The 21926-nt window shown below is 58.6% G+C and carries 33 protein-coding genes; all 33 read left to right on the top strand.

The features are described 5' to 3' along the window. The first annotated feature begins 5 nt into the window (after positions 1 to 5). Positions 6 to 629, top strand: a complete 624-nt coding sequence (gene rplD / locus ACFP6B_RS10160) for a 50S ribosomal protein L4 (protein WP_135012886.1) — start codon at positions 6 to 8, stop codon at positions 627 to 629. Next, positions 629 to 940 carry a 50S ribosomal protein L23 gene (rplW, locus tag ACFP6B_RS10155; protein ID WP_135012887.1) on the top strand — a complete coding sequence of 104 codons (312 nt, stop codon included), beginning with the start codon at positions 629 to 631 and terminating at the stop codon, positions 938 to 940. Before rplD ends, rplW begins: the two co-directional genes overlap by 1 nt. A 39-nt stretch (positions 941 to 979) precedes the next feature. After that, on the top strand, positions 980 to 1816 hold the full coding sequence (gene rplB / locus ACFP6B_RS10150; RefSeq protein WP_135012888.1) for a 50S ribosomal protein L2: 837 nt from the start codon (positions 980 to 982) through the stop codon (positions 1814 to 1816). 12 nt (positions 1817 to 1828) lie between these two features. Continuing rightward, entirely contained in the window at positions 1829 to 2110 is a 282-nt protein-coding gene (gene rpsS, locus ACFP6B_RS10145) for a 30S ribosomal protein S19 (RefSeq protein ID WP_083090719.1), read from the top strand. A 65-nt stretch (positions 2111 to 2175) separates the two neighbouring features. After that, complete coding sequence (rplV, locus tag ACFP6B_RS10140) at positions 2176 to 2541, top strand: 50S ribosomal protein L22 (RefSeq protein ID WP_083090720.1); 366 nt, start codon at positions 2176 to 2178, stop codon at positions 2539 to 2541. Next, the gene (rpsC, locus tag ACFP6B_RS10135; protein WP_185174281.1) at positions 2542 to 3339 is read left to right on the top strand and encodes a 30S ribosomal protein S3; all 798 of its coding nucleotides are present in this window, start codon (positions 2542 to 2544) and stop codon (positions 3337 to 3339) included. It begins immediately after the preceding gene. Continuing rightward, a complete protein-coding gene (rplP, locus tag ACFP6B_RS10130) occupies positions 3340 to 3756 on the top strand; it encodes a 50S ribosomal protein L16 (RefSeq protein ID WP_135012890.1) in 417 nt (138 codons plus the stop codon). Positions 3757 to 3758: 2 nt separating this feature from the next. Further along, positions 3759 to 3992: a 50S ribosomal protein L29 gene (gene rpmC / locus ACFP6B_RS10125; RefSeq protein WP_083090723.1), complete on the top strand. Its 234-nt coding sequence runs from the start codon at positions 3759 to 3761 to the stop codon at positions 3990 to 3992. 5 nt (positions 3993 to 3997) lie between these two features. Next, positions 3998 to 4270 (top strand): 30S ribosomal protein S17, encoded by a 273-nt coding sequence (gene rpsQ / locus ACFP6B_RS10120; RefSeq protein ID WP_083090724.1) that lies wholly within the window; start codon positions 3998 to 4000, stop codon positions 4268 to 4270. Between the two features lie 408 nt (positions 4271 to 4678). Further along, on the top strand, positions 4679 to 5050 hold the full coding sequence (rplN, locus tag ACFP6B_RS10115) for a 50S ribosomal protein L14 (protein ID WP_135013742.1): 372 nt from the start codon (positions 4679 to 4681) through the stop codon (positions 5048 to 5050). A gap of 3 nt (positions 5051 to 5053) precedes the next feature. Beyond that, positions 5054 to 5389, top strand: a complete 336-nt coding sequence (gene rplX / locus ACFP6B_RS10110) for a 50S ribosomal protein L24 (RefSeq protein WP_185174282.1) — start codon at positions 5054 to 5056, stop codon at positions 5387 to 5389. Then, on the top strand, positions 5389 to 5949 hold the full coding sequence (gene rplE, locus ACFP6B_RS10105; protein WP_135013744.1) for a 50S ribosomal protein L5: 561 nt from the start codon (positions 5389 to 5391) through the stop codon (positions 5947 to 5949). Before rplX ends, rplE begins: the two co-directional genes overlap by 1 nt. Before the next feature lie 67 nt (positions 5950 to 6016). Further along, positions 6017 to 6415, top strand: a complete 399-nt coding sequence (gene rpsH, locus ACFP6B_RS10100; RefSeq protein WP_135013745.1) for a 30S ribosomal protein S8 — start codon at positions 6017 to 6019, stop codon at positions 6413 to 6415. A 24-nt stretch (positions 6416 to 6439) separates the two neighbouring features. After that, entirely contained in the window at positions 6440 to 6976 is a 537-nt protein-coding gene (rplF, locus tag ACFP6B_RS10095) for a 50S ribosomal protein L6 (RefSeq protein ID WP_185174283.1), read from the top strand. Between the two features lie 2 nt (positions 6977 to 6978). Then, the gene (gene rplR, locus ACFP6B_RS10090; protein ID WP_135013747.1) at positions 6979 to 7338 is read left to right on the top strand and encodes a 50S ribosomal protein L18; all 360 of its coding nucleotides are present in this window, start codon (positions 6979 to 6981) and stop codon (positions 7336 to 7338) included. Then, positions 7338 to 8021 carry a 30S ribosomal protein S5 gene (gene rpsE / locus ACFP6B_RS10085; RefSeq protein ID WP_135013748.1) on the top strand — a complete coding sequence of 228 codons (684 nt, stop codon included), beginning with the start codon at positions 7338 to 7340 and terminating at the stop codon, positions 8019 to 8021. The genes rplR and rpsE overlap by 1 nt, the downstream gene beginning before the upstream one ends. Further along, a complete protein-coding gene (gene rpmD, locus ACFP6B_RS10080; RefSeq protein ID WP_135013749.1) occupies positions 8021 to 8230 on the top strand; it encodes a 50S ribosomal protein L30 in 210 nt (69 codons plus the stop codon). Before rpsE ends, rpmD begins: the two co-directional genes overlap by 1 nt. Before the next feature lie 2 nt (positions 8231 to 8232). Further along, positions 8233 to 8685 (top strand): 50S ribosomal protein L15, encoded by a 453-nt coding sequence (rplO, locus tag ACFP6B_RS10075; RefSeq protein WP_135013750.1) that lies wholly within the window; start codon positions 8233 to 8235, stop codon positions 8683 to 8685. A gap of 217 nt (positions 8686 to 8902) precedes the next feature. Beyond that, positions 8903 to 10213 carry a preprotein translocase subunit SecY gene (gene secY, locus ACFP6B_RS10070; RefSeq protein ID WP_377129695.1) on the top strand — a complete coding sequence of 437 codons (1311 nt, stop codon included), beginning with the start codon at positions 8903 to 8905 and terminating at the stop codon, positions 10211 to 10213. Further along, the gene (locus ACFP6B_RS10065) at positions 10210 to 10773 is read left to right on the top strand and encodes an adenylate kinase (protein ID WP_346875842.1); all 564 of its coding nucleotides are present in this window, start codon (positions 10210 to 10212) and stop codon (positions 10771 to 10773) included. Before secY ends, ACFP6B_RS10065 begins: the two co-directional genes overlap by 4 nt. A 112-nt stretch (positions 10774 to 10885) precedes the next feature. Further along, on the top strand, positions 10886 to 11719 hold the full coding sequence (gene map, locus ACFP6B_RS10060) for a type I methionyl aminopeptidase (protein WP_377129693.1): 834 nt from the start codon (positions 10886 to 10888) through the stop codon (positions 11717 to 11719). Positions 11720 to 11773: 54 nt separating this feature from the next. Next, positions 11774 to 12955: a 23S rRNA (adenine(2503)-C(2))-methyltransferase RlmN gene (gene rlmN / locus ACFP6B_RS10055; RefSeq protein ID WP_237210288.1), complete on the top strand. Its 1182-nt coding sequence runs from the start codon at positions 11774 to 11776 to the stop codon at positions 12953 to 12955. Between the two features lie 382 nt (positions 12956 to 13337). Continuing rightward, the gene (gene infA / locus ACFP6B_RS10050) at positions 13338 to 13559 is read left to right on the top strand and encodes a translation initiation factor IF-1 (protein ID WP_083090737.1); all 222 of its coding nucleotides are present in this window, start codon (positions 13338 to 13340) and stop codon (positions 13557 to 13559) included. Between the two features lie 143 nt (positions 13560 to 13702). Further along, entirely contained in the window at positions 13703 to 13816 is a 114-nt protein-coding gene (gene rpmJ, locus ACFP6B_RS10045) for a 50S ribosomal protein L36 (protein ID WP_004005257.1), read from the top strand. Positions 13817 to 13976: 160 nt separating this feature from the next. Next, complete coding sequence (gene rpsM / locus ACFP6B_RS10040) at positions 13977 to 14345, top strand: 30S ribosomal protein S13 (RefSeq protein WP_083090738.1); 369 nt, start codon at positions 13977 to 13979, stop codon at positions 14343 to 14345. Between the two features lie 71 nt (positions 14346 to 14416). Beyond that, positions 14417 to 14821, top strand: coding sequence for a 30S ribosomal protein S11 (gene rpsK / locus ACFP6B_RS10035; RefSeq protein WP_083090739.1), 405 nt, complete (start codon positions 14417 to 14419; stop codon positions 14819 to 14821). Positions 14822 to 14967: 146 nt separating this feature from the next. Beyond that, positions 14968 to 15963 carry a DNA-directed RNA polymerase subunit alpha gene (locus tag ACFP6B_RS10030; protein ID WP_135013066.1) on the top strand — a complete coding sequence of 332 codons (996 nt, stop codon included), beginning with the start codon at positions 14968 to 14970 and terminating at the stop codon, positions 15961 to 15963. 98 nt (positions 15964 to 16061) lie between these two features. Continuing rightward, positions 16062 to 16742, top strand: coding sequence for a 50S ribosomal protein L17, sunset domain variant (gene rplQ / locus ACFP6B_RS10025; RefSeq protein ID WP_237206214.1), 681 nt, complete (start codon positions 16062 to 16064; stop codon positions 16740 to 16742). 113 nt (positions 16743 to 16855) lie between these two features. Next, positions 16856 to 17785, top strand: coding sequence for a tRNA pseudouridine(38-40) synthase TruA (gene truA, locus ACFP6B_RS10020; RefSeq protein WP_377129689.1), 930 nt, complete (start codon positions 16856 to 16858; stop codon positions 17783 to 17785). Positions 17786 to 18075: 290 nt separating this feature from the next. Continuing rightward, positions 18076 to 18519 carry a 50S ribosomal protein L13 gene (gene rplM, locus ACFP6B_RS10015; RefSeq protein ID WP_135013063.1) on the top strand — a complete coding sequence of 148 codons (444 nt, stop codon included), beginning with the start codon at positions 18076 to 18078 and terminating at the stop codon, positions 18517 to 18519. A 35-nt stretch (positions 18520 to 18554) separates the two neighbouring features. Next, on the top strand, positions 18555 to 19043 hold the full coding sequence (gene rpsI, locus ACFP6B_RS10010; RefSeq protein WP_135013062.1) for a 30S ribosomal protein S9: 489 nt from the start codon (positions 18555 to 18557) through the stop codon (positions 19041 to 19043). Positions 19044 to 19218: 175 nt separating this feature from the next. Beyond that, positions 19219 to 20304: a polyphosphate kinase 2 gene (ppk2, locus tag ACFP6B_RS10005; RefSeq protein ID WP_377129686.1), complete on the top strand. Its 1086-nt coding sequence runs from the start codon at positions 19219 to 19221 to the stop codon at positions 20302 to 20304. A gap of 25 nt (positions 20305 to 20329) precedes the next feature. Next, positions 20330 to 21685 carry a phosphoglucosamine mutase gene (glmM, locus tag ACFP6B_RS10000; protein ID WP_237204780.1) on the top strand — a complete coding sequence of 452 codons (1356 nt, stop codon included), beginning with the start codon at positions 20330 to 20332 and terminating at the stop codon, positions 21683 to 21685. Positions 21686 to 21926: the final 241 nt, after the last annotated feature.

The following is a 21926-nucleotide window of genomic DNA, read 5'->3' as shown; positions in this document are numbered from 1 at the left end:
AAACCATGGCTGTCAAGACCGTAAAGGTAGACCTGCCCGCTGACATCTTCGACGCTCAGGCCTCTATTCCCCTGCTTCACCAGGTAGTAGTAGCCCAGCTCGCAGCAGCACGCCAGGGTACCCACAAGACCAAGAACCGCGGCGAAGTTTCCGGCGCAGGTCGCAAGCCTTTCAAGCAGAAGGGCACCGGCCGCGCACGTCAGGGCTCAATCCGTGCACCCCACATGACCGGTGGTGGCATCGTACACGGCCCGACCCCGCGTAGCTACGCACAGCGTACCCCCAAGAAGATGATTGCAGCTGCACTGCGCGGCGCTCTCTCAGATCGCGCTCGTCACGACCGCGTTCACGTTGTCGAAGCTCTGGTAGAAGGCACCAAGCCCTCCACCAAGGCAGCAAAGGCAGCAATCGCAGAGATCACCAGCCGCAAGAACGCACTGGTTGTCATCGACCGCAAGGACGACCTGGTAGCACTGTCAGCACGCAACCTTGAGAACGTTCACGTCATCTACGCAGATCAGCTGAACACCTACGATGTTCTGATCTCAGACGACGTCATCTTCACCAAGGATGCCTACGACGTATTCGTCGCAGTTGCTTCCAAGGCTAAGAAAGAGGCTGCTAAGTAATGTCTGTTACCACCTCAACTTTCAAGGATCCCCGCGACGTGATCATCGCTCCCGTCGTGTCGGAAAAGAGCTACGGTCAGCTCGACGAAGGTAAGTACACCTTCCTCGTAGACCCCCGCTCCAACAAGCTGGAAATCAAGCAGGCCATCGAGACCATCTTCGATGTCAAGGTTGCTTCCATCAACACCGCTAACCGTCAGGGCAAGCGCAAGCGCACCCGTTTCGGTTGGGGTGCTCGTAAGAACACCAAGCGTGCGATTGTAACCCTCAAGGAAGGTTCAATCGACCTCTTCGGCGGTCCGGCTGCATAAGCACCGGAGACCACTTTAGCGAAGGAAAGAAATATCTAAATGGGTATTCGTAAGCACAAGCCGACGACCCCGGGTCGCCGCGGCTCGAGCGTCTCAGATTTCGCAGAAATCACCCGCTCAACCCCGGAAAAGTCCCTGGTTCGTCCGCTCCCCAAGAAGGGCGGCCGTAACAACACCGGTCGCATCACTACCCGTCACAAGGGTGGTGGCCACAAGCGCCAGTACCGTCTGATCGACTTCCGTCGTCACGACAAGGACGGCGTCGACGCACGCGTTGCACACATCGAGTACGATCCCAACCGTACCGCCCGCATCGCTCTGCTCCACTACGTTGATGGCACCAAGCGTTACATCATCGCCCCCAACAAGCTTGCTCAGGGCGACATCGTAGAGTCAGGTCCCTCTGCCGACATCAAGCCCGGCAACAACCTGCCCCTGCGCAACATCCCCGTTGGTACCGTGATTCACGCTGTTGAGCTCCGCCCCGGTGGCGGCGCTAAGATGGGCCGCTCCGCTGGCGCATCCATCCAGCTGGTCGCTAAGGAAGGCAAGTACGCCCAGCTGCGTCTGCCCTCCGGCGAAATCCGCAACGTGGACGTCCGCTGCCGCGCAACCGTCGGTTCCGTCGGTAACGCCGAGCAGTCCAACATCAACTGGGGTAAGGCCGGCCGTAACCGCTGGAAGGGCATCCGCCCGACCGTCCGCGGTGTCGTCATGAACCCCGTTGACCACCCCCACGGTGGTGGTGAAGGTAAGACCTCAGGTGGCCGTCACCCGGTTAACCCCAACGGTAAGCCCGAGGGTCGTACCCGTCGCCCCAACAAGGAAAGCGACAAGCTCATTGTTCGTCGCCGTCGTACTGGCAAGAAGCGCTAAGGAGCCTGAAACATGCCTCGTAGTTTGAAGAAGGGCCCTTTCGTTGATCAGCACCTTTTCGTAAAGGTTGCAGCTCAGAACGAGAAGGGCACCAAGAACGTTATCAAGACTTGGTCCCGCCGCTCGATGATTATCCCCGACATGCTCGGTCACACCATCGCAGTGCACGACGGACGCAAGCACGTACCCGTGTTCATCACTGAGTCCATGGTTGGTCACAAGCTCGGCGAGTTTGCGCCCACCCGTACTTTCCGTGGCCACGTTAAGGACGACCGCAAGGGTAAGCGTCGCTAAGCTACGGTTCACCCCGTACCTTAGAAACGTTTTCCTTTCGGCAATAGACGAAAGAGAGATAGGCAATGGAAGCCAAGGCAACTGCGTCTTACGTACGCGTTACGCCTATGAAGGCACGCCGCGTCATCAACCTTATCCGTGGTAAGCAGGCGGAAGAGGCTCTGGCGATTCTGAAGTTCGCTCCTCAGGGCGCTTCAGAACCGGTATACAAGATCGTTGCATCAGCTGTTGCAAACGCTCGCCAGAAGGCTGCCCAGCAGGGCGTCCCCTTCAAGGAAGAAGAGCTGTTCATCAGCGAAGCATACGCGAACGAAGGTCCCACCATGAAGCGATTCCAGCCTCGTGCCCAGGGCCGTGCGTTCCGCATCAACAAGCGCACCAGCCACATCACCGTGGTAGTCGCTACCCCGGAGAAGGAGGAGGGCCGCTAAATGGGTCAGAAAATTAACCCCAACGGTTTCCGACTTGGCATCACCACCAACCACGTCTCAAAGTGGTTCGCTGACTCCAACAAGGAAGGCGAACGCTACGCAGACTTCGTTCGTGAAGATGTAAAGATCCGCGAACTCCTGTCCAAGGGCATGGAGCGCGCAGGCATCGCCAAGGTCGAAATCGAGCGTACCCGTGACCGTGTCCGTGTGGACATCCACACCGCACGTCCCGGTATCGTTATCGGCCGCCGCGGCACCGAAGCTGACCGCATCCGCGGTGAGCTCGAGAAGCTAACCGGCAAGCAGATTCAGCTGAACATCCTCGAGGTTGCTAACCCCGATCTGTCAGCTCAGCTGGTTGCACAGGGCATCGCAGAACAGCTCGCTTCACGCGTTGCTTTCCGCCGCGCCATGAAGAAGGCAATCCAGTCCGCACAGCGTGCAGGCGCAAAGGGTATCCGTATCCAGTGCTCCGGCCGTCTGGGTGGCGCTGAAATGTCACGTTCCGAGTTCTACCGCGAAGGCCGTGTGCCCCTGCACACCCTGCGCGCGAACATCGACTACGGCTTCTTCGAAGCAAAGACCACCTTCGGCCGCATCGGCGTCAAGGTTTGGATCTACAAGGGTGACCTCACCGACAACGAGCTTGCTGCACAGCAGGCCGCTGGTAACCGTCGTGGCAACGGCCGCGGTGGCGACCGTCGTCGCGCAGGTGGCCGTGGTCCCCGCCGTGAACGTCGTTCCGACAACGCTTCAGCACCCGCTGAGGCTAAGACTGCAGAAAACGGTGAGGCATAAATGCTAATTCCCCGTCGAGTAAAGTACCGCAAGCAGCATCACCCCAAGCGTTCAGGTATGGCTAAGGGTGGCACCGAGGTAGCGTTCGGCGAGTGGGGCATCCAGGCCCTGACTCCCGCATACGTCACCAACCGCCAGATTGAAGCTGCACGTATTGCAATGACCCGTCACATCAAGCGTGGCGGTAAGGTTTGGATCAACATTTATCCCGACCGTCCGCTGACCAAGAAGCCTGCTGAAACCCGTATGGGCTCCGGTAAGGGTTCACCCGAATGGTGGGTCGCAAACGTCAAGCCCGGTCGAGTCATGTTTGAACTCTCCGGCGTATCCGAAGAAGTGGCTCGTGAAGCTATGCGCCTCGCAATCCACAAGCTCCCGATGAAGGCACGCGTTGTGCGTCGCGAAGGTGGTGAATAGAAATGGCAGTTGGATCAAAGGATCTGAGCATCGACAAGCTGGCAGAGCTCTCCAATGAGAATCTGGTAGAGAAGCTGCGTGAGTCGAAGGAGGAGCTGTTCAACCTCCGTTTCCAGGCAGCCACCGGTCAGCTTGAAAATCCCGGTCGTATCCGCTCGGTCAAGCGCGACATTGCACGTATTTACACCGTGCTGCGTGAACGCGAGCTCGGTATTCGTCCCGCAACCGAAGGTTAAATCACATGAGTGAAGTAAAGACTGAAGAGCGCGGCTACCGCAAGACTCGCCGCGGCTACGTAGTGTCCGACAAGATGGACAAGACTGTAGTCGTTGAGGTCGAGGACCGCGTAAAGCACGCCCTGTACGGCAAGGTTATGCGCCGTAGCTCCAAGATCAAGGCACACGACGAGCAGAACACTGCTGGTATCGGTGACCTCGTTCTCCTGGCCGAGACTCGTCCGCTCTCCGCTTCCAAGCGCTGGCGCATCGTCGAGATCCTCGAAAAGGCTAAGTAAACACTCCGTTTACTAAAGCTACGAGCTAGCTAGAGCTCCCCTTCCCCTCAAATCGAGGGGGAGGGGAGCTCTCTGTTTTTAAGGGTGCTATCTCACTGCCTAAGAGTGGTGCATCTCTCTAGGCTGGCAGCGCCTGCTGTGGTAAAGTTTTCATTCTGTGTGGTTCTCTATGCCCACACAACCACGGTTCTTTTCGTGCCACAGCATAATGCCGCTCATAACGCGGGGTTCGCCCGCTTACGCGGGTCTAGATGTTCGTCGGCATGATAGGAGCCCAGGCGTGTCCGCCAACTCTTCAACTTCTCTAAGGGCTGTAAGAGACCGGCGCGTCAACATCCCGTAGAAATGTTCCGCAAGGCTGGCTCACAAAATACCGTGTGTCGGAACCGGCGAGACGACAGGAGAAATATGATTCAGCAGGAGTCACGACTCAAGGTTGCTGACAACACCGGTGCGAAGGAAATCCTGACCATCCGTGTTCTCGGTGGCTCAAAGCGTCGTTACGCAGGCATTGGCGACATCATCGTCGCAACCGTCAAGGACGCAATCCCCGGCGGTACCGTAAAGAAGGGCGACGTTGTTAAGGCAGTAGTCGTCCGCACCAAGAAGGAAGTTCGTCGTCCCGACGGCTCCTACATCAAGTTCGACGAGAACTCAGCAGTAATTCTCAAGAACACCGATGGTGACCCCCGTGGCACCCGTATCTTCGGACCTGTTGGCCGCGAACTGCGCGACAAGAAGTTCATGAAGATCATTTCACTTGCTCCGGAGGTGCTCTAACTCATGGCTAAGATCAAGTCTGGCGACCTGGTACAGGTTATTTCAGGTGCAGATAAGGGTAAGCAGGGCAAGGTTCTGAAGGTATTCCCCAAGACCGAGCGCGTGCTGGTTGAAGGCGTCAAGATCGTCACCAAGCACAACAAGGCTAACCCCATGACCGGCGAAGCTGGCGGCATCGAAAAGGTTGAGGCACCGATTCACGTTTCAAACGTTGCAATCGTTGATCCCGAGACCAAGAAGCCGACCCGCGTTGGTTACCGCCTCGAGACCGTAGAGCGCAATGGCAAGGAACGCACTGTTCGCGTTCGCGTTGCCAAGAGCTCGGGTAAGGACATCTAATGACCGAAGCAAAGATTACCCCTCGTTTCAAGACTAAGTTCAACGAAGTAGTCACCCCCGCCCTGCAGGAAGAGTTCAAGTACGAGAACGTCATGCAGGCACCGAAGATCGTTAAGGTCGTCGTTAACATGGGTGTTGGTGAAGCTGCTAAGGACGCGAAGCTCATGGATGGTGCTATCCGCGACCTCACCGCTATCACCGGTCAGAAGCCGCTCGTTACCCGCGCGAAGAAGTCCATCGCACAGTTCAAGCTGCGTGAAGGTCAGCCCATCGGCGCACACGTCACCCTCCGTGGCGATCGCATGTGGGAATTCCTCGACCGCCTCGTCACCCTGGCACTTCCCCGTATCCGCGACTTCCGCGGCCTCTCGGACCGCCAGTTCGACGGTAACGGTAACTACACCTTCGGTCTGACCGAACAGTCCATGTTCCACGAAATCGATCAGGACTCAATCGATCGCGTACGTGGTATGGACATCACCGTAGTAACCACCGCAAAGACCGACGATGAAGGCCGTGCGCTTCTGAAGGCACTCGGCTTCCCGTTCAAGACCCAGTAACGACTACGTTATAGGTCCGCACCGAATCACGGTGAGGAAACCATAACGAGGAAGGGCTCAGCCCACCATGACTATGACAGATCCTGTCGCAGATATGCTGACCCGTTTGCGCAACGCAAACTCAGCACATCACGACACCGTGTCAATGCCTTACTCCAAGCTCAAGGCTCGCATCGCCGAGATCCTCAAGGCTGAAGGCTACATCGCTGACTTCAAGGAAGAGGAAGCAAAGGTCGGTAAGACCCTCACCCTCGAACTGAAGTTCGGCCCCTCACGTGAGCGCTCCATCGTAGGCGTTCGCCGCATTTCCAAGCCGGGTCTGCGTGTATACGCAAAGTCCACCAACCTGCCCCAGGTACACGGTGGCCTCGGCATCGCAATCCTGTCAACCTCTTCAGGTCTGCTCACTGACAAGCAGGCTGCGAAGAAGGGTGTTGGCGGCGAAGTCGTCGCTTACATCTGGTAGTCGGTAGAAGAGAAAGGAAGAAGAATGTCACGTATTGGACGTCTCCCCATCTCGGTTCCTGCCGGCGTTGAGGTAAAGATCGACGGCAACGTAGTTGCTGTTAAGGGTGCAAAGGGCGAGCTGACCCACGAGGTTGCTGCTCCCATCACCGTTGCACTCGAAGACGGTGTTGTCACCGTTTCCCGCCCGAACGATGAGCGTGCATCACGTTCACTGCACGGCCTGACCCGCACCCTGATTCAGAACATGATCATCGGTGTTACCGAGGGCTACTCCAAGAAGCTCGAAATCGTTGGTACCGGTTACCGCGTAACCGCTAAGGGTTCCGACCTCGAGTTCGCACTTGGCTACTCACACCCCATCACCATCGAAGCACCCGAGGGTATCACCTTCGCTGTTGAGGGCGCTAACAAGCTGACCGTTTCCGGTATCAGCAAGCAGCAGGTAGGCCAGGTAGCCGCTAACATCCGCGGTCTGCGCAAGCCCGATCCCTACAAGGGTAAGGGTGTTCGCTACGAAGGCGAGCAGATCCGTCGCAAGGTCGGAAAGGCTGGTAAGTAACAATGGCTGTAAAGACTAAGTCAGCACAGCGCGCACGCCGTCACGCACGCGTCCGCAAGTACGTTTCAGGCACCGCAGCACGCCCCCGCCTGTCCGTCACCCGCTCAGCTCGTCACATGTTCGTACAGGTCATCGATGACACCAAGGGCCTGACCCTGGCATCAGCTTCCACCATGGAAGCAGACCTGCGCGCAGCAGAGCTGGACAAGACCGCTAAGGCAAAGCGCGTCGGCGAACTCGTCGCCGAGCGTGCCAAGGCAGCAGGCATCGAAGCAGTTGTCTTCGACCGCGGTGGTAACAAGTACCACGGCCGTGTCGCAGCAGTTGCAGAAGGCGCACGCGAAGGAGGTCTGGCACTCTAATGAGCGAGCAGACTGTAAACGAAAAGGAAACTCAGGTGACTGAAGCAACCGCAGAAGCTACCGCTGAAACCTCCGAGAAGCGCGAAGCCCGCCGTAACGAGCGCGGCGAACGCCGCGGCAACCGCGGTGAGCGCCGCAACAACCGCGGCCGCGAAGAAGAGAAGGACAAGTTCATCGAGCGCGTTGTCACCATCAACCGCGTCTCCAAGGTCGTCAAGGGTGGTCGTCGCTTCAGCTTCACCGCACTCGTCGTTGTTGGTGACGGTAACGGTATGGTTGGCGTTGGCTACGGCAAGGCGAAGGAAGTTCCCGCAGCTATCTCAAAGGGTGTAGAAGAAGCAAAGAAGAACTTCTTCCGCGTACCCCGCGTTGAAGGCCGCACCATTCCTCACCGCGTTCAGGGTGAAGCAGCAGCAGGCGTAGTTATGCTCCGCCCCGCTACCGCTGGTACCGGTGTTATCGCTGGTGGTCCCGTTCGTGCCGTACTTGAGGCAGCAGGCATCCACGATGTTCTGTCCAAGTCACTCGGTTCATCGAACCAGATCAACATTGTCCACGCGACCATCGAAGCACTGCGTCAGCTCGAAGAGCCTGTAGCAGTTGCTGCACGCCGTGGTCTTCCCCAGGACGAGGTTATCCCCGGCTTCCTGCGTGTCGCTCAGTCTGAAAAGGCAGGTGCGTAATGACCGGTAAGCGTATTCAGCCCAGCGACGCAAAGCTGGAAATCACCCAGATCAAGTCCTACGTCGGTGAGAAGCAGAACATGCGCGACACCCTCCGTTCCCTGGGCCTCAAGCGCCCCGGCAACAAGGTTGTTCGCACTGCTGACCCCGTCACCTGCGGCATGATCAACACCGTAGCTCACCTGGTTCAGGTTGAGGAGGTCAAGTAAAGATGGCAAACAACGACGCTATCAAGATTCACGATCTGCGCCCGGCTCCGGGTGCCCACAAGGCTAAGACCCGCGTAGGCCGCGGTGAAGGCTCAAAGGGTAAGACCGCAGGTCGCGGTACCAAGGGTACCAAGGCACGTTACCAGGTTCGCGCCGGCTTTGAAGGTGGTCAGCTTCCGCTGCACATGCGCCTTCCCAAGCTGCGCGGCTTCAAGAACCCCTTCCGCACCGAGTACCAGGTTGTTAACCTGGACCGCATCGCGGAACTGTTCCCCGAGGGCGGCGACATCACCGTTGACGCTCTGGTAGCAGCTGGCGCAGTTCGCAAGAACGAACTGGTCAAGGTTCTGGGTACCGGCGAAATCTCAGCAGCCTACAACGTAACCGTTGATAAGGTTTCTGAGTCAGCTAAGGCCAAGATTGAGGCTGCTGGCGGTTCTGTAACCGTCAAGTAGTCCCATGACGCACCGGGGTAACCCGGACGCGGCAAACTCTTGCGGGGTGCCCCGCTCACTTCGGTGGGCGGGGCACCTTTCTTTACGCTCAGAGGGCCTGCGCTACCCACAAAAGACTTTTAAGCGATAGACTGGACAAGATTGTGTACTCGCCCCGTCCACCTGCCACTATCAGGTTGCCCGGGGCAACCTAATTTTTTGTCTCACAGGAGGACATGTGCTGACCGCTTTCGGACGGGCTTTCAAGACGCCCGACCTGCGTAATAAGCTGCTGTTCACCCTGGGTATTATCGTGATCTACCGCGTGGGCGTCTTTATTCCCGCCCCCGGTGTCTCCTACGGAAATGTGCAGCAGTGCCTGTCGACTGTTACCGCAAGCGGTGGCGTTTACGACATGATTAACCTCTTTAGCGGTGGCGCGCTGCTCCAGCTATCGATTTTTGCCCTGGGCGTTATGCCTTACATTACCGCGAGCATTATTGTTCAGCTGCTTCGCGTCGTCATTCCCCGCTTCCAGCAGCTCCATGAGGAAGGTGCCCAGGGGCAGACCAAGCTGACCCAGTACACCCGTTACCTCACCATTTTGCTTGCCCTGCTGAACGCCACCACCATTGTGTCGCTGGCTCGTTCAGGTATGCTCCTACAGGGCTGCACCCTGCCGATTATTCCCGATGACGGTATATGGAACATTCTGCTGATTATCATCGCTTTGACCGCCGGTACCGGTGTGGTCATGTGGCTGGGTGAACAGATTACCGAAAAGGGCGTGGGCAACGGTATGTCCCTGCTGATTTTCACCTCGATCGCAGCGTCCTTCCCCTCCGCTTTTGGTTCCATTCTGCAGACCCAGGGCTGGGGCATCTTCTCCGCAGTTGTCGCGGTCGGCCTGCTAGTTATCGTTGCGGTTGTCTTCGTTGAGCAGTCTCAGCGTCGCATCCCAGTCCAGTACGCCAAGCGGATGATTGGGCGCCGTACCATCGGCGGCACCACCACCTACATTCCGCTCAAGGTCAACATGGCTGGCGTCATCCCCATCATCTTCGCCTCATCCATGCTCATGGTGCCCGGCCTGATTGCCCAGTTCAACACCCCCTCGGACGGCTCAGCTCCGCCCGAATGGGTTAACTGGATCAACACCTACTTGGTCATGGGCGATCACCCGCTCTATATGACCCTCTACTTCCTGCTCATCCTGGGATTTGCCTACTTCTACGTCTCCATCACCTTCAACACCGAAGAAGTGGCTGGCAACATGAAGAAGTACGGTGGCTTCATCCCCGGTATTCGTGCAGGACGCCCCACCCAGGAATACTTGAGCTACGTTCTCAACCGTATTACCCTGCCCGGCGCCATCTACGTAGCTGTCCTAGCGCTCCTGCCGCTGGTGGCCTTCGTCCTCTTCGGCGCTAACCAGAATTTCCCGCTCGGCGGTGCCTCACTGCTGATCGTCATCGGCGTTGGCCTTGACACCGTCAAGCAAATCGACGCCCAGCTCCAACAACGCAACTACGAAGGACTACTGCGATGAACCGTCTGCTCATCATTGGCCCTCCCGGCGCCGGTAAAGGCACCCAGGCCGTCAAAATCGCTGAAAAGCTGAACATCCCCGCTATTTCCACCGGTGATATCTTCCGCAAGAACATCAAGGAAGAAACCGAGCTGGGCAAGGAAGCTAAGAGCTACATTGACTCTGGCAACCTGGTTCCCGACTCAGTCACCAACCGCATGGTGCGCGCCCGCCTGGCAGAGGACGATACCGCTAACGGCTTCCTGCTCGATGGCTACCCCCGCAATACTGCCCAGGTCGGAGAACTCGACACAATCCTGGCAGACATGGGCCAGGAAATCGGCCAGGTTCTCCTGCTGGTTGCTGACAACGACGAGCTGGTCGAACGCCTCCTGGGCCGCGCCGCCAAGGAAGGCCGCTCAGACGACAACGAAGAGGTCATCCGCCACCGCCTCAAGGTCTACGAGGAAGAAACCGCACCCCTCGTAGCTATCTACACCGAGCGTGGCCTCGTCACCCAGATCGACGGTCTGGGCGAAATCGACGAAGTCACCGCCCGTATCATGGACGCCCTCAAGTAAGGCAGCAACCCTACCTGTGCCCCCGGTCATTGCGGGGGCACAGGTCTTTAACGCACACTGGTGTAGTTTGGCTCAAAAGCCCAGCACACAAACCTAGCCAGGAAAGAACCCTATGCGCCGTATCGAATACAAGACAGACCGCCAACTCGCTGACATGGCCCGAGCCGGCGTCATCACCTCCCGCGCCCTGGACGCAGCGGTAGCAGCTGCCGCCCCCGGCGTCACCACCGCCGAGCTCGATACGGTCTTCCGTGGCGTCCTGGCGGAATACGGGGCGGGATCCAACTTCCTGGGCTACTACGACTACCCGGCCACCATCTGCACCTCCGTGAACGACGTTGTCGTCCACGGTATCCCCGGCGACCTTGCCCTAGCAGAAGGCGACATGATCTCTATCGACGGCGGCGCCACAGTACAGGACGCTCGCGGCACCACCTGGCACGGCGACTCAGCCCGTACCGCCCTCATCGGCAAAGTATCGGACGCCCGCCGCGAACTCTCCGAGGTCACCCGCGCCGCCCTCTGGCACGGCATCGCAGCGCTTGCCACCGCCAAGAAAATCGGCGAAGTCGGCTTTGCGATCGAAAACTTCGTCCGCCAAGAAACCGGCGATAAGTACGGCATTATCGAAGACTTCGTCGGCCACGGTATCGGCACCTCCATGCACATGGCCCCCGACGTGCTCAACTACGCCGCCCGCGACCTCGGACCCCGCGTCAAAAAAGGCATGGCCTTCGCCATTGAACCTATGCTCGTAACCGGTGGAATCGAAACCGTCACCCTCGAGGATGAGTGGACCATCAAAACCGTCGACGGGGGAGACGCCTGCCAGTGGGAACACTCTGTTTGCGTACACTCTGAAGGTATCTGGGTCCTCACCGCAGAGGACGGCGGCGCCTCCGAACTCTCCAAGCTCGGTGTTACCGTCAAACCCATACCAGCCTAAACCTCGTAACCTGCCCCTCCGCGTCCGCCCCGCATCACACCGAAAGCACCTACCATGACCGAAACCACCAGCGTCCCCCTGGAAATCTCCAGCGCACGGCCTGAACCCGGCCAAATCATCCTCAAAGCCCCTCGCCGGGGTAAACCCCCGCGCCACATTGCAGACTTTGATATGGCCGGCCGCCGCGCCTTCCTCGAAGAACTCGGCTACAAGCCCTTCCGCGCAGCCCAGCTCTCCAAGCACTACTTCGAACGCCTGGTCACCGACCCAGCAGAAATGACCGACCTCCCCGCAGCAGAACGCGAACAAATGGTTGCCGACGCCATGCCCCAGCTGCTCACCACCGTCCGCACCCTCGAAGCCGATGGGGGAGACACCCTCAAAGTCGTTCACCGCCTCTTCGACGGCGCCCTGGTTGAATCCGTCATCATGCGCTATGAGAACCGTGTCACCATGTGCATCTCCTCCCAGGCTGGCTGCGGCATGAACTGCCCCTTCTGCGCCACCGGCCAGCAGGGCCTCACCCGCAACCTCTCCACCGCCGAAATCGTCGAACAGGTCATCGCCGGTGCCCGCTACCTCAAAAACATGAAGGGTCTTGAACAGGCAGAAGGTGGCTCCGAAGACACCCGCCCCCTACGAGTCTCCAACATCGTCTTCATGGGTATGGGCGAAGCCCTCGCCAACTACAAGGCCACCATGGGTGCCGTCCATCGCCTGATTGACCCCGCCCCCGAAGGCCTGGGAATCTCCGCCCGCGGCATTACCATGTCCACCGTCGGTCTCGTACCCGGCATCCGCAAATTTGAGCTAGAAAAACTCCCCATCACCCTGGCCCTCTCCCTCCACGCCCCCGACGACGAACTGCGCGACGAACTCATCCCCATCAACCAGCGCTGGAAAGTCGACGAAACCCTCGACGCCGCCTACGACTACTACCGCACCACCGGCCGCCGCATCTCCATCGAATACGCCCTCATCCGTGACATCAACGACCAGGGCTGGCGCGCCGACCTCCTCGGCAAAAAACTCGCCTCTCGCGGACGCGGCTGGGTACACGTTAACCCCATCCCGCTCAACCCCACCCCCGGCTCCAAATGGACAGCCTCCCGCAAGGGCGTCGAACAAAACTTCGTTGAACGCCTCCGTGCCCACGGTATTCCCACCACCGTGCGCGACACCCGAGGAAGTGACATCGACGGTGCCTGCGGCCAGCTGGCAGCCAAGGAAGACTAAATGCTGACGCACAGCAGATGCGCTTTTGCCTGCTGACCCTCTCGCTGGTTCGCTAACGCTCACGAGCGATTCACGCCAGCCCCAGCCAGCAGGCTGACAGCGCATCCGCTGCGCTCAGTGGGTGTGGAGTCTGGTCAGCTGGCTACGGGAGCGTCCTGCCCCTGAGCTTAAGCCCCTGGCCTTAATGTGAAGCTCGCTATGTTTTGCGAAAACCATTAACATTCCGGGGCTTTTGCCGTATATTAGTTTGTTGGTTGTCTGTGCCATGCGTTTAGTGCGCAAGCGGAGCGGTACCCGAATCTGGGAGAACGCACCGAATACAGAAAAAACACTACCAAGAGCCCCCAAGAAACCTTGGGAGCACGAAAGTAAAGCGGAGGATATGGCCAAGAAAGACGGCGTCATCGAGATTGAAGGTACCGTGGTCGAAGCACTGCCCAACGCATCATTCCGCGTTGAGCTAGACAACGGACACAAGGTACTTGCCCACATCTCAGGCAAGATGCGTCAGCACTACATTCGAATCCTGCCTGAGGACCGAGTAGTAGTCGAGCTCAGCCCCTACGACCTCTCACGCGGTCGTATCGTCTACCGCTACAAGTAAACACGAGCAGCAAACGTCGCTAAGCAGCGGCGTTTACGCCGTGTAAAAGGGGTAAACAGTTCTCCCACCGGCTAGCCGGACGCAGAACCTCTTACCCCGCCCGTCCAAAAGCATTAGCTGAAACATCAACGCAAAGGAATGCGATGAAGGTCAAGCCGAGCGTTAAGCCGATCTGCGACAAGTGCAAAGTGATCCGCCGTCACGGTGTGGTCATGGTGATCTGCGAAAACCCGCGCCACAAGCAGCGCCAGGGCTAATTACTAGCCAACGCTGACAAGACCACCCCACCAGGTGGCACAACAGAAAATGGCACCGCTCCTGCCCACAAAAGCAGGATACCTCCGGGCACAGAGGCCGGGGACCGGGACAACCGGGCAGTGATGTCACAGACCTCTGCGAAAACAAGGAGAACGCCCCATGGCACGTCTCGCTGGAGTCGATATTCCCCGCGAAAAGCGCGTGGAAATTGCTCTTACTTACATCTACGGCGTGGGCAAGACCCGTGCAAAAGAAGCGCTTGCTGCAACCGGTGTTGACCCCAACACCCGCGTCAAGGACCTTGACGATACCCAGCTCGTAGCACTTCGTGACTTCATCGAAGGCAACTACAAGGTTGAAGGTGACCTTCGCCGCGAGGTTGCTGCCGACATCCGCCGCAAGGTAGAAATCGGTAGCTACCAGGGTCTGCGTCACCGCCGTGGCCTTCCCGTACACGGCCAGCGCACCAAGACCAACGCACGTACCCGCAAGGGCCCGAAGCGTACCGTCGCAGGTAAGAAGAAGTAAACAGTGTTGCCTCAGTCTTGCACATCGCGTAAGACCAACACTTCAACCAAAACTTTGTAGGAGAATCAAAAATGCCTCCCAAGACTCGCGCAGCGGCCAAGCGTACCGGCCGCCGCAAGGTTTCCAAGAACATTGTTGCCGGTCAGGCACACATCAAGTCAACCTTCAACAACACCATCGTTTCAATCACTGATCCCTCTGGTGCTGTTATTTCCTGGTCATCCGCCGGCGAAATGGGCTTCAAAGGTTCACGTAAGTCAACCCCCTACGCAGCTCAGATGGCCGCTGAGACCGCTGCAAAGCGCGCTCAGGAACACGGTGTCCGCAAGGTAGACGTTTTCGTCAAGGGCCCCGGCCCCGGTCGCGAAACCGCTATCCGCTCACTCCAGGCTACCGGCCTCGAAGTTGGCTCCATCCAGGACGTCACCCCCGTTGCCCACAACGGCTGCCGTCCTCCGAAGCGCCGCCACGTCTAAGCCCCACCGGCTAGACGCGTCCCGAACATCGGGCGACCCGCAACCCACCGGCTGCAGGTCAATGAACAGACTGCTTCGTCTGCTTCCTCACTCGTTTTTCCCAACCTGTGAGCTCATATAGCGGATGCTCACCGAAAGGAAACATAGTGCTCATTGCACAGCGCCCCATCCTGCGTGAAGAACACGTATCGGAAAACCGTTCACGCTTCACCATCGAGCCCCTCGAACCCGGCTTCGGCTACACCCTGGGTAACTCCCTCCGCCGCACCCTTCTCTCATCCATCCCCGGTGCCGCTGTAACCAGCATCCGCATCGACGGCGTGCTGCACGAATTCAGCACTGTAGAAGGTGTGACCGAGGACGTCACCGAGATCATCTTGAACATCAAGAAGCTCTCCATCTCATCAGAGAACGACGAACCCGTCATCGCCTACCTGCGCAAGCAGGGCGAAGGTGAACTCACCGCAGGCGACATCGAGGTGCCCGCAGGCGTCGAGATCCACAACCCGGACCTCCACATCGCAACCCTCAACAACCGCGCAAACTTCAACGCAGAACTGACCATCGAACGCGGCCGCGGCTACGTCTCGGCAGCACAGAACAAGTCAGGTGACGCAGAAATCGGCCGCATCCCGGTCGACTCCATCTACTCACCCGTCCTCAAGGTCACCTTCCGCGTCAGCGCAACCCGTGTTGAGCAGCGCACCGACTTCGACTCCCTCACCCTGGACGTCGAAACCAAGGAAGCAATTGCTCCCCGCGACGCAGTCGCATCAGCAGGCAACACCCTCGTTGAGCTCTTCGGCCTCGCCCGCGAACTCAACACCGCCGCTGAAGGTATCGAAGTTGGCCCGTCACCCGCTGACGAGTCAATGGCCGCAGACCTGGCTCTGCCCATCGAAGACCTGGACATGACCGTCCGCTCCTACAACTGCCTCAAGCGCGAAGGTATCCACACCGTGGGTGAACTCGTGACCCGCAGCGAAGCAGACCTCATGGACATCCGCAACTTCGGTGCCAAGTCCATCGACGAAGTCAAGGCAAAGCTCACCGAGCTCGGCCTGTCCCTCAAGGACTCACCCGCCGGAATGGACCTCTCAGCCCGCCTGCAGGACGACGACAGCTACGGCAGCGACTACTAAGACACCGGCAGTCAACGCTTCCACGCGTTACACCAGTCAAACATCTTTGGTTCCCCTGCCGTGAGGCAGTAAGGAACGGCAAACCAGGAGAATAAATTATGCCTACTCCCACTAAGGGTCCCCGCCTCGGCGGATCACCGACCCACGAGCGCATCATGCTGAACAACCTGTCTCAGCAGCTCTTCGAGCACAAGCGCATCACCACCACCGTTACCAAGGCAAAGCGTCTGCGCCCCGTCGCCGAGCGTCTGATCACCTTCGCAAAGAAGGGCGACCTCAACGCACGCCGCCGTGTCCTGCGCTCCATCGGTAACAAGACCGTAGTCCACGAGCTCTTCACCGTCATTGCCCCCGCAATGGCAGAGCGCCCCGGTGGCTACACCCGCATCACCAAGATCGGTAATCGCAAGGGCGACAACGCCCCCATGGCAGTTATCGAACTGGTCATGGAGCCCGTTGCAACCGCCGCAGCTGTTTCAGAAGCTACCAAGGTAGCAGAGACCGCAGCACCCGCAGCAGAAGAGACCAAGGCAGCAGCAACCGCAGCAGCTGAGTCCTCAGACCTGCCCGCAGGCGCACACGCAGCAACCGAGAACGGCGAAGCTCCCGAGGGCTTCGAAATCAAGGGTAACGCTGACTCCATGAAGTACCACGTACCCGGCTCACGCTGGTACGCAAACACCCAGGCTGAAATCTGGTTCGACACCAAGGAATCAGCTGAAGCAGCAGGTTACGCACCTGCCGGTGGTGCAGCAGCACAGACCATCTCCGAAGACTAATTCTTAGTCACCGGTAGATAAAAGGCGGCTCTTCCCCTCACACGGGGGAGAGCCGCCTTTGTCTGTAGCGGGTAAAGTGGAGTGAGCCTGTACCCCGCCTTCTAAGGAGAGCCGTGACCGAAACCCCCGAGCCGCTATACGAGCCCCGCGTACGCGTGCGCCTTGATTTTGCCTACGACGGTGGCCCCTTCGCAGGCTGGGCCAAGCAGCCGGGGCTTATCACCGTCCAGGGAGTCCTCGAAGAAGCCCTGGCCCTTATCTTCCGCCGCCCCGTCTACACCACGGTAGCCGGGCGGACCGACGCCGGCGTTCACGCCCTGCACCAGGTGGTGCACTTCGACCTTGCCAAGGACGCCTGGGAGCGGCTACCCGGGCGCAGCCAGGACGCACCGGCGTCCGCCCTCCGCCGTAAATTGCGCGGAGCCCTCAGCCGGGCTTTGGCCGATGCAGAAGCAGAACTAGGGCTGCCGGCCCGCCTACAGGGCTACCTGCAAAAAGCTATTACGGTCAGTAGCTGCCAGGAGGCCCCAAACGATTTCGACGCCCGCTTCTCGGCCCTGGAACGCTCCTACCGTTACCTGCTTGAAGACGGGCAGGAAGAGAAGGGCAGTAACCCGCTGAACCGCCATCATGCCTGGCAAATCAACCCCGTACTCGATATAGATCTGATGAACCGTGCCGCCCAGAACCTCTTGGGGCTCAACGACTTTCTCTCCTTCTGCAAGCCCCGCGAAGGCTCCACCACGATTCGTGAGTTGCGCGAACTTCGGTTTGAGCGGCGGGCGGACGGCCTCATCGAAGCAAGCATCAGGGCAGATGCCTTCTGCCACAATATGGTGCGAACCCTCATCGCCTCACTGGTGATGGTGGGGGAGGGGAAGAAAGACGAAGCCTGGCTCATCTCCCGTATCGAAGAGCCTGTACGAGACTCCCAGGTGCGTCTAGCTGCCCCGCGCGGTCTGGCCCTAGCCGCTATCACCTACCCCGAGGCGTCCGGCTACGCAGCCCAAAGCGAGAAAGCCCGAAACCTGCGAACCCTCTAAATCACACGCCTGTGATTTAAACGTGAGGTCGGTCAAAACCCCGTCTTTAAAGGGCTAAGCCCTGGATTAAGAGACTTAAACTCTGTATAGTTTCATACGTTGTGCGTATACCGCCCTCATTTCGTACCCTGTTCTTCGGTCTAGTTGCAGGACAATAACGGGGAACAAGAGGTCTGAGGAAATCGGTAACGCAGATGCGTTTGGCCCTCACCCAAACCCTGCGAAAACGCACCTATGTAAACCAGCGCGATACCCAACTAGCGCTACAAGAAACGAGAAAAGGCGAAATTTTGCGCACTTACACTCCGAAGTCAGGCGACAACAACCGCCAGTGGCACATCATCGATGCCTCTGATGTTGTTCTCGGCCGTCTCGCAAGCCAGACCGCAATCCTGCTGCGCGGCAAGCACAAGCCCACCTTCGCACCCCACGTTGACATGGGTGACTCCGTCATCATCATCAACGCTGAAAAGGTTGCACTGACCGGTGCCAAGCTTGAGCAGAAGCGTGCCTACCGCCACTCCGGTTACCCCGGTGGTCTGAAGTCAGTCAACTACGCCGAACTGCTGGAAACCAACCCCGTTCGCGCCGTAGAAAAGGCTGTTAAGGGCATGCTCCCCAAGAACAAGCTAGCTGCCCAGCAGCTCAAGAACCTCAAGGTCTACGCAGGTTCCGAGCACCCCCACGCAGCTCAGCAGCCCAAGACCTACGAATTCACCCAGGTTGCCCAGTAATTCGGGCCTACGAAAGAACTATTAAAGGAGACATCGTGGCTCAGAACGAAGAGTACACCACCGAAGAAGAGCTCACCAGCTACACTTCCGAGTCCTCAGCACCCGTTGCTGAAAAGGCTGCCCGTCCCGCACTGACCGTTGGTGGTCAGGCTGTTGGCCGTCGCAAGGAAGCCGTTGCCCGCGTCCGTCTGGTACCCGGTACCGGCAAGTGGACCGTTAACGGTCGCGAGCTCGACAACTACTTCCCCAACAAGCTGCACCAGCAGGAAGTAAACGACCCCTTCAAGCTGCTTGAACTCGAAGGCGCCTACGACGTCTTCGCCCGCATCTCAGGTGGCGGCCCCTCCGGTCAGGCCGGCGCTCTGCGTCTTGGCGTTGCTCGTGCCCTGAACGAGATTGACGCTGAGAACAACCGCCCCGCCCTCAAGAAGGCAGGCTTCCTGACCCGCGACGCTCGTGTTATCGAGCGTAAGAAGGCTGGTCTTAAGAAGGCACGCAAGGCTTCACAGTTCTCAAAGCGCTAAGCTACGATTACTGGGCCTGCAGCTCAGGCTTATTGTCAAACGCCCCATTTCTCTGCGAAGAGAAATGGGGCGTTTGCCTTACCCGGCTTAGGGTCAAAAGACGTGTAACAGTGGGGTGTCTCACGTCTTGCATCTAGAATAGATGTGGAACATACGCACGAGAGAAAGGGTGCCCATGGCATCTTCGAACACCACTCGCACCTCACGCTCCACCAAGGCCGCAGGCAAGGACGCCGCTACCGAGCTAGAAACTCCCAGCACTGAAGCTGTGGAACAGGACGCCCCCCAGCAGGTTACCGACCCAAAGAAGGAAGCCGTGAAAGCGGCCCTCACCAAGGAGACCCGCCGCGTATCGGTCGTAGAGGACTACAGCGCAGAGCTCGATGAAATTTCATCTCTGACCAAGAAACTCAGCGGTGACGGCGAGAAGTCGGATGCCTGGAAGGCCGGCTACCCCTACGACAAGAAACTTTCCCGTAAGGAATACGAGAAGGAAAAGCGAGCCCTGCAGATTGAGCTCCTCAAACTCCAGCTCTGGGTCAAGGAAACTGGCCAGAAGGTCCTGATTATCTTTGAGGGCCGCGACGCAGCGGGTAAGGGCGGCGCCATTAAGCGCTTTATGGAACACCTCAACCCCCGCGGCGCCCGTGTCGTCGCTCTGGAAAAGCCCACCGATGTTGAACAGACCCAGTGGTATTTCCAGCGCTACATCCAGCACCTGCCCTCCGGTGGCGAAATCGTGCTCATGGACCGCTCCTGGTATAACCGAGCAGGTGTTGAGCGTGTTATGGGCTATTGCACCTCCCAGCAGTACTACGAGTTCATGCGCGAGGTCCCCGAACTAGAGCGCATGCTGGTTAACTCTGGTGTCAAACTCATTAAGTTCTGGTTCTCCGTTACCCGTGCAGAGCAGCTGGCTCGCTTTAATTCTCGCCGCACCGATCCCGTACGCCAGTGGAAGCTATCGCCTACCGACCTGGCTTCCCTCGATAAGTGGGATGACTACACGGCAGCTAAAGAGGCTATGTTCTTCTACACCGACACCGGCGATGCCCCCTGGACCGTTGTGAAGTCTAACGACAAGAAGCGCGCCCGCCTTGAAGCTATGCGCCACGTGCTCAACCAGTTCGACTACCCCGATAAGGACCACGCCCTGGTCGGTTCTACAGACCCGCTGATTGTGGGCAAGGGCTCGGATGTTCTCGAGGACGATGTGCCCGAAAACCCAGAAGGTTTCCCCGTCCTACGCGAAGAAAAATAGAACTGAGCGCGTAGAATAATCAGTAATGTCTAGATTATTCGGAACCGACGGTGTTCGCGGCCTCGCTAACGAAGTGATTACTCCTGCTCTTGCTATGGAGCTTGCGCAGGCCGCATCCATCGTCCTTGGGTTCAATACGGTTAAAGAAGGTGTCCGCCCCAAGGCTGTTATCGCCCATGACTCCCGTATCTCAGGTGAGTTCATTGGCGCGGCAATGACCGCAGGCTTCGCAGCGTCAGGTGTTGACGTGCTCGATGCGGGTATGGTGCCCACCCCCGCCGCGGCCTACCTGGTGGCAAGCACAGAAGCCGACTTCGGCGTCATGATTTCTGCTTCCCACAACGCGGCTGAAGATAACGGAATTAAGTTCCTGGCTCGCGGCGGTAAGAAGCTGGATGATGCGATTGAGGACGCCATTGAGGCCCTCTACCGCTCTAAGGACTTCCGTTACCCCACCCACGGTGAGGTGGGGCGCGTCCGTCCGCTGACTGATGGTGAAGACCGCTACGTCACCCATCTGGTCTCAACCATGCCCGAGCACCGCCGCCTTAACGGCCTCAAGGTTGTATTGGACTGTGCTAACGGTGCCTCATCCGGGGTTTCTCCCGATGCCTTCCGCACCCTGGGCGCCAAGGTGTTTGTGATTGGTGCTGAACCCGATGGCATTAACATCAACGACGGTGTGGGCTCGACCCACCCCGAGAAGCTTCAGGAAGCGGTTGTTCGCCACAGTGCTGACCTGGGTATTGCCCACGACGGCGACGCCGATCGCTGTATGGCTGTCGATGAGCAGGGCAACCTGGTCGATGGCGATCAGATTATGTCGATTCTGGCGCTGTCGATGAAGGAAGCAGGAACCCTCAAGGATGACACCCTGGTCGCCACTGTCATGTCTTCACTGGGCCTGGAAATCTTCCTCAAGGAACACGGCATCAAGCTAGAGCGCACCGCTGTGGGCGACCGCTACGTGCTGGAATCCATGAACAAGAACGGCTTTAACCTGGGCGGTGAGCAGTCGGGCCACGTGATTATGTCGGACCACGCCACCACCGGTGACGGCGTGTTGACCGGCCTGCATCTGGCTGCTGAAATGGCCCGTACCGGCCTGCCCCTCTCTGAGCTGGCTAACCGCATGCAGGCAACCCCCCAGAAGCTGATTAACGTCAAGGGCGTTGACCGCGCTGGCGTGGCTGGCTGTGTGCCCCTGCAAGAAGCGATTAAGGACGCCGAGGCCCAGCTGGGCGATACCGGTCGAGTTTTGCTTCGCCCCTCGGGTACCGAACCCCTAGTGCGAGTCATGGTTGAAGCTGAAACCCAGGAGGTTGCCGATGCAACCGCCCAGGCTCTAGCCGACGTCGTGGCTCGTGAACTGGCTATCTAAGGTAGCCTCCTCTTAGCCCCTGCCGGGCCCTGTTCTCCCTCACCGGGGGAGCGGTGCCCGGCTTTTTGCGCTCAAGCCTATACTTGTCTAACCTATGTGAGAAATTGTTTTCTCCGGTTATGCAAGAAACAACAGGGCATGAGAAAGCCCCGGTAGGTAATGAACTAGCCCCCGAAAGTTGGACTGGTTTAATCCTAGACCGTCAGGGCTGCCAAAGCCTGGCTCCGATACCCCATCGGAG

It is taken from the genome of Rothia nasimurium, from assembly GCF_042660305.1.
Taxonomy (GTDB): Bacteria; Actinomycetota; Actinomycetes; order Actinomycetales; family Micrococcaceae; genus Rothia; species Rothia nasimurium.
This window is presented reverse-complemented; position numbering and strand designations above follow the sequence as displayed.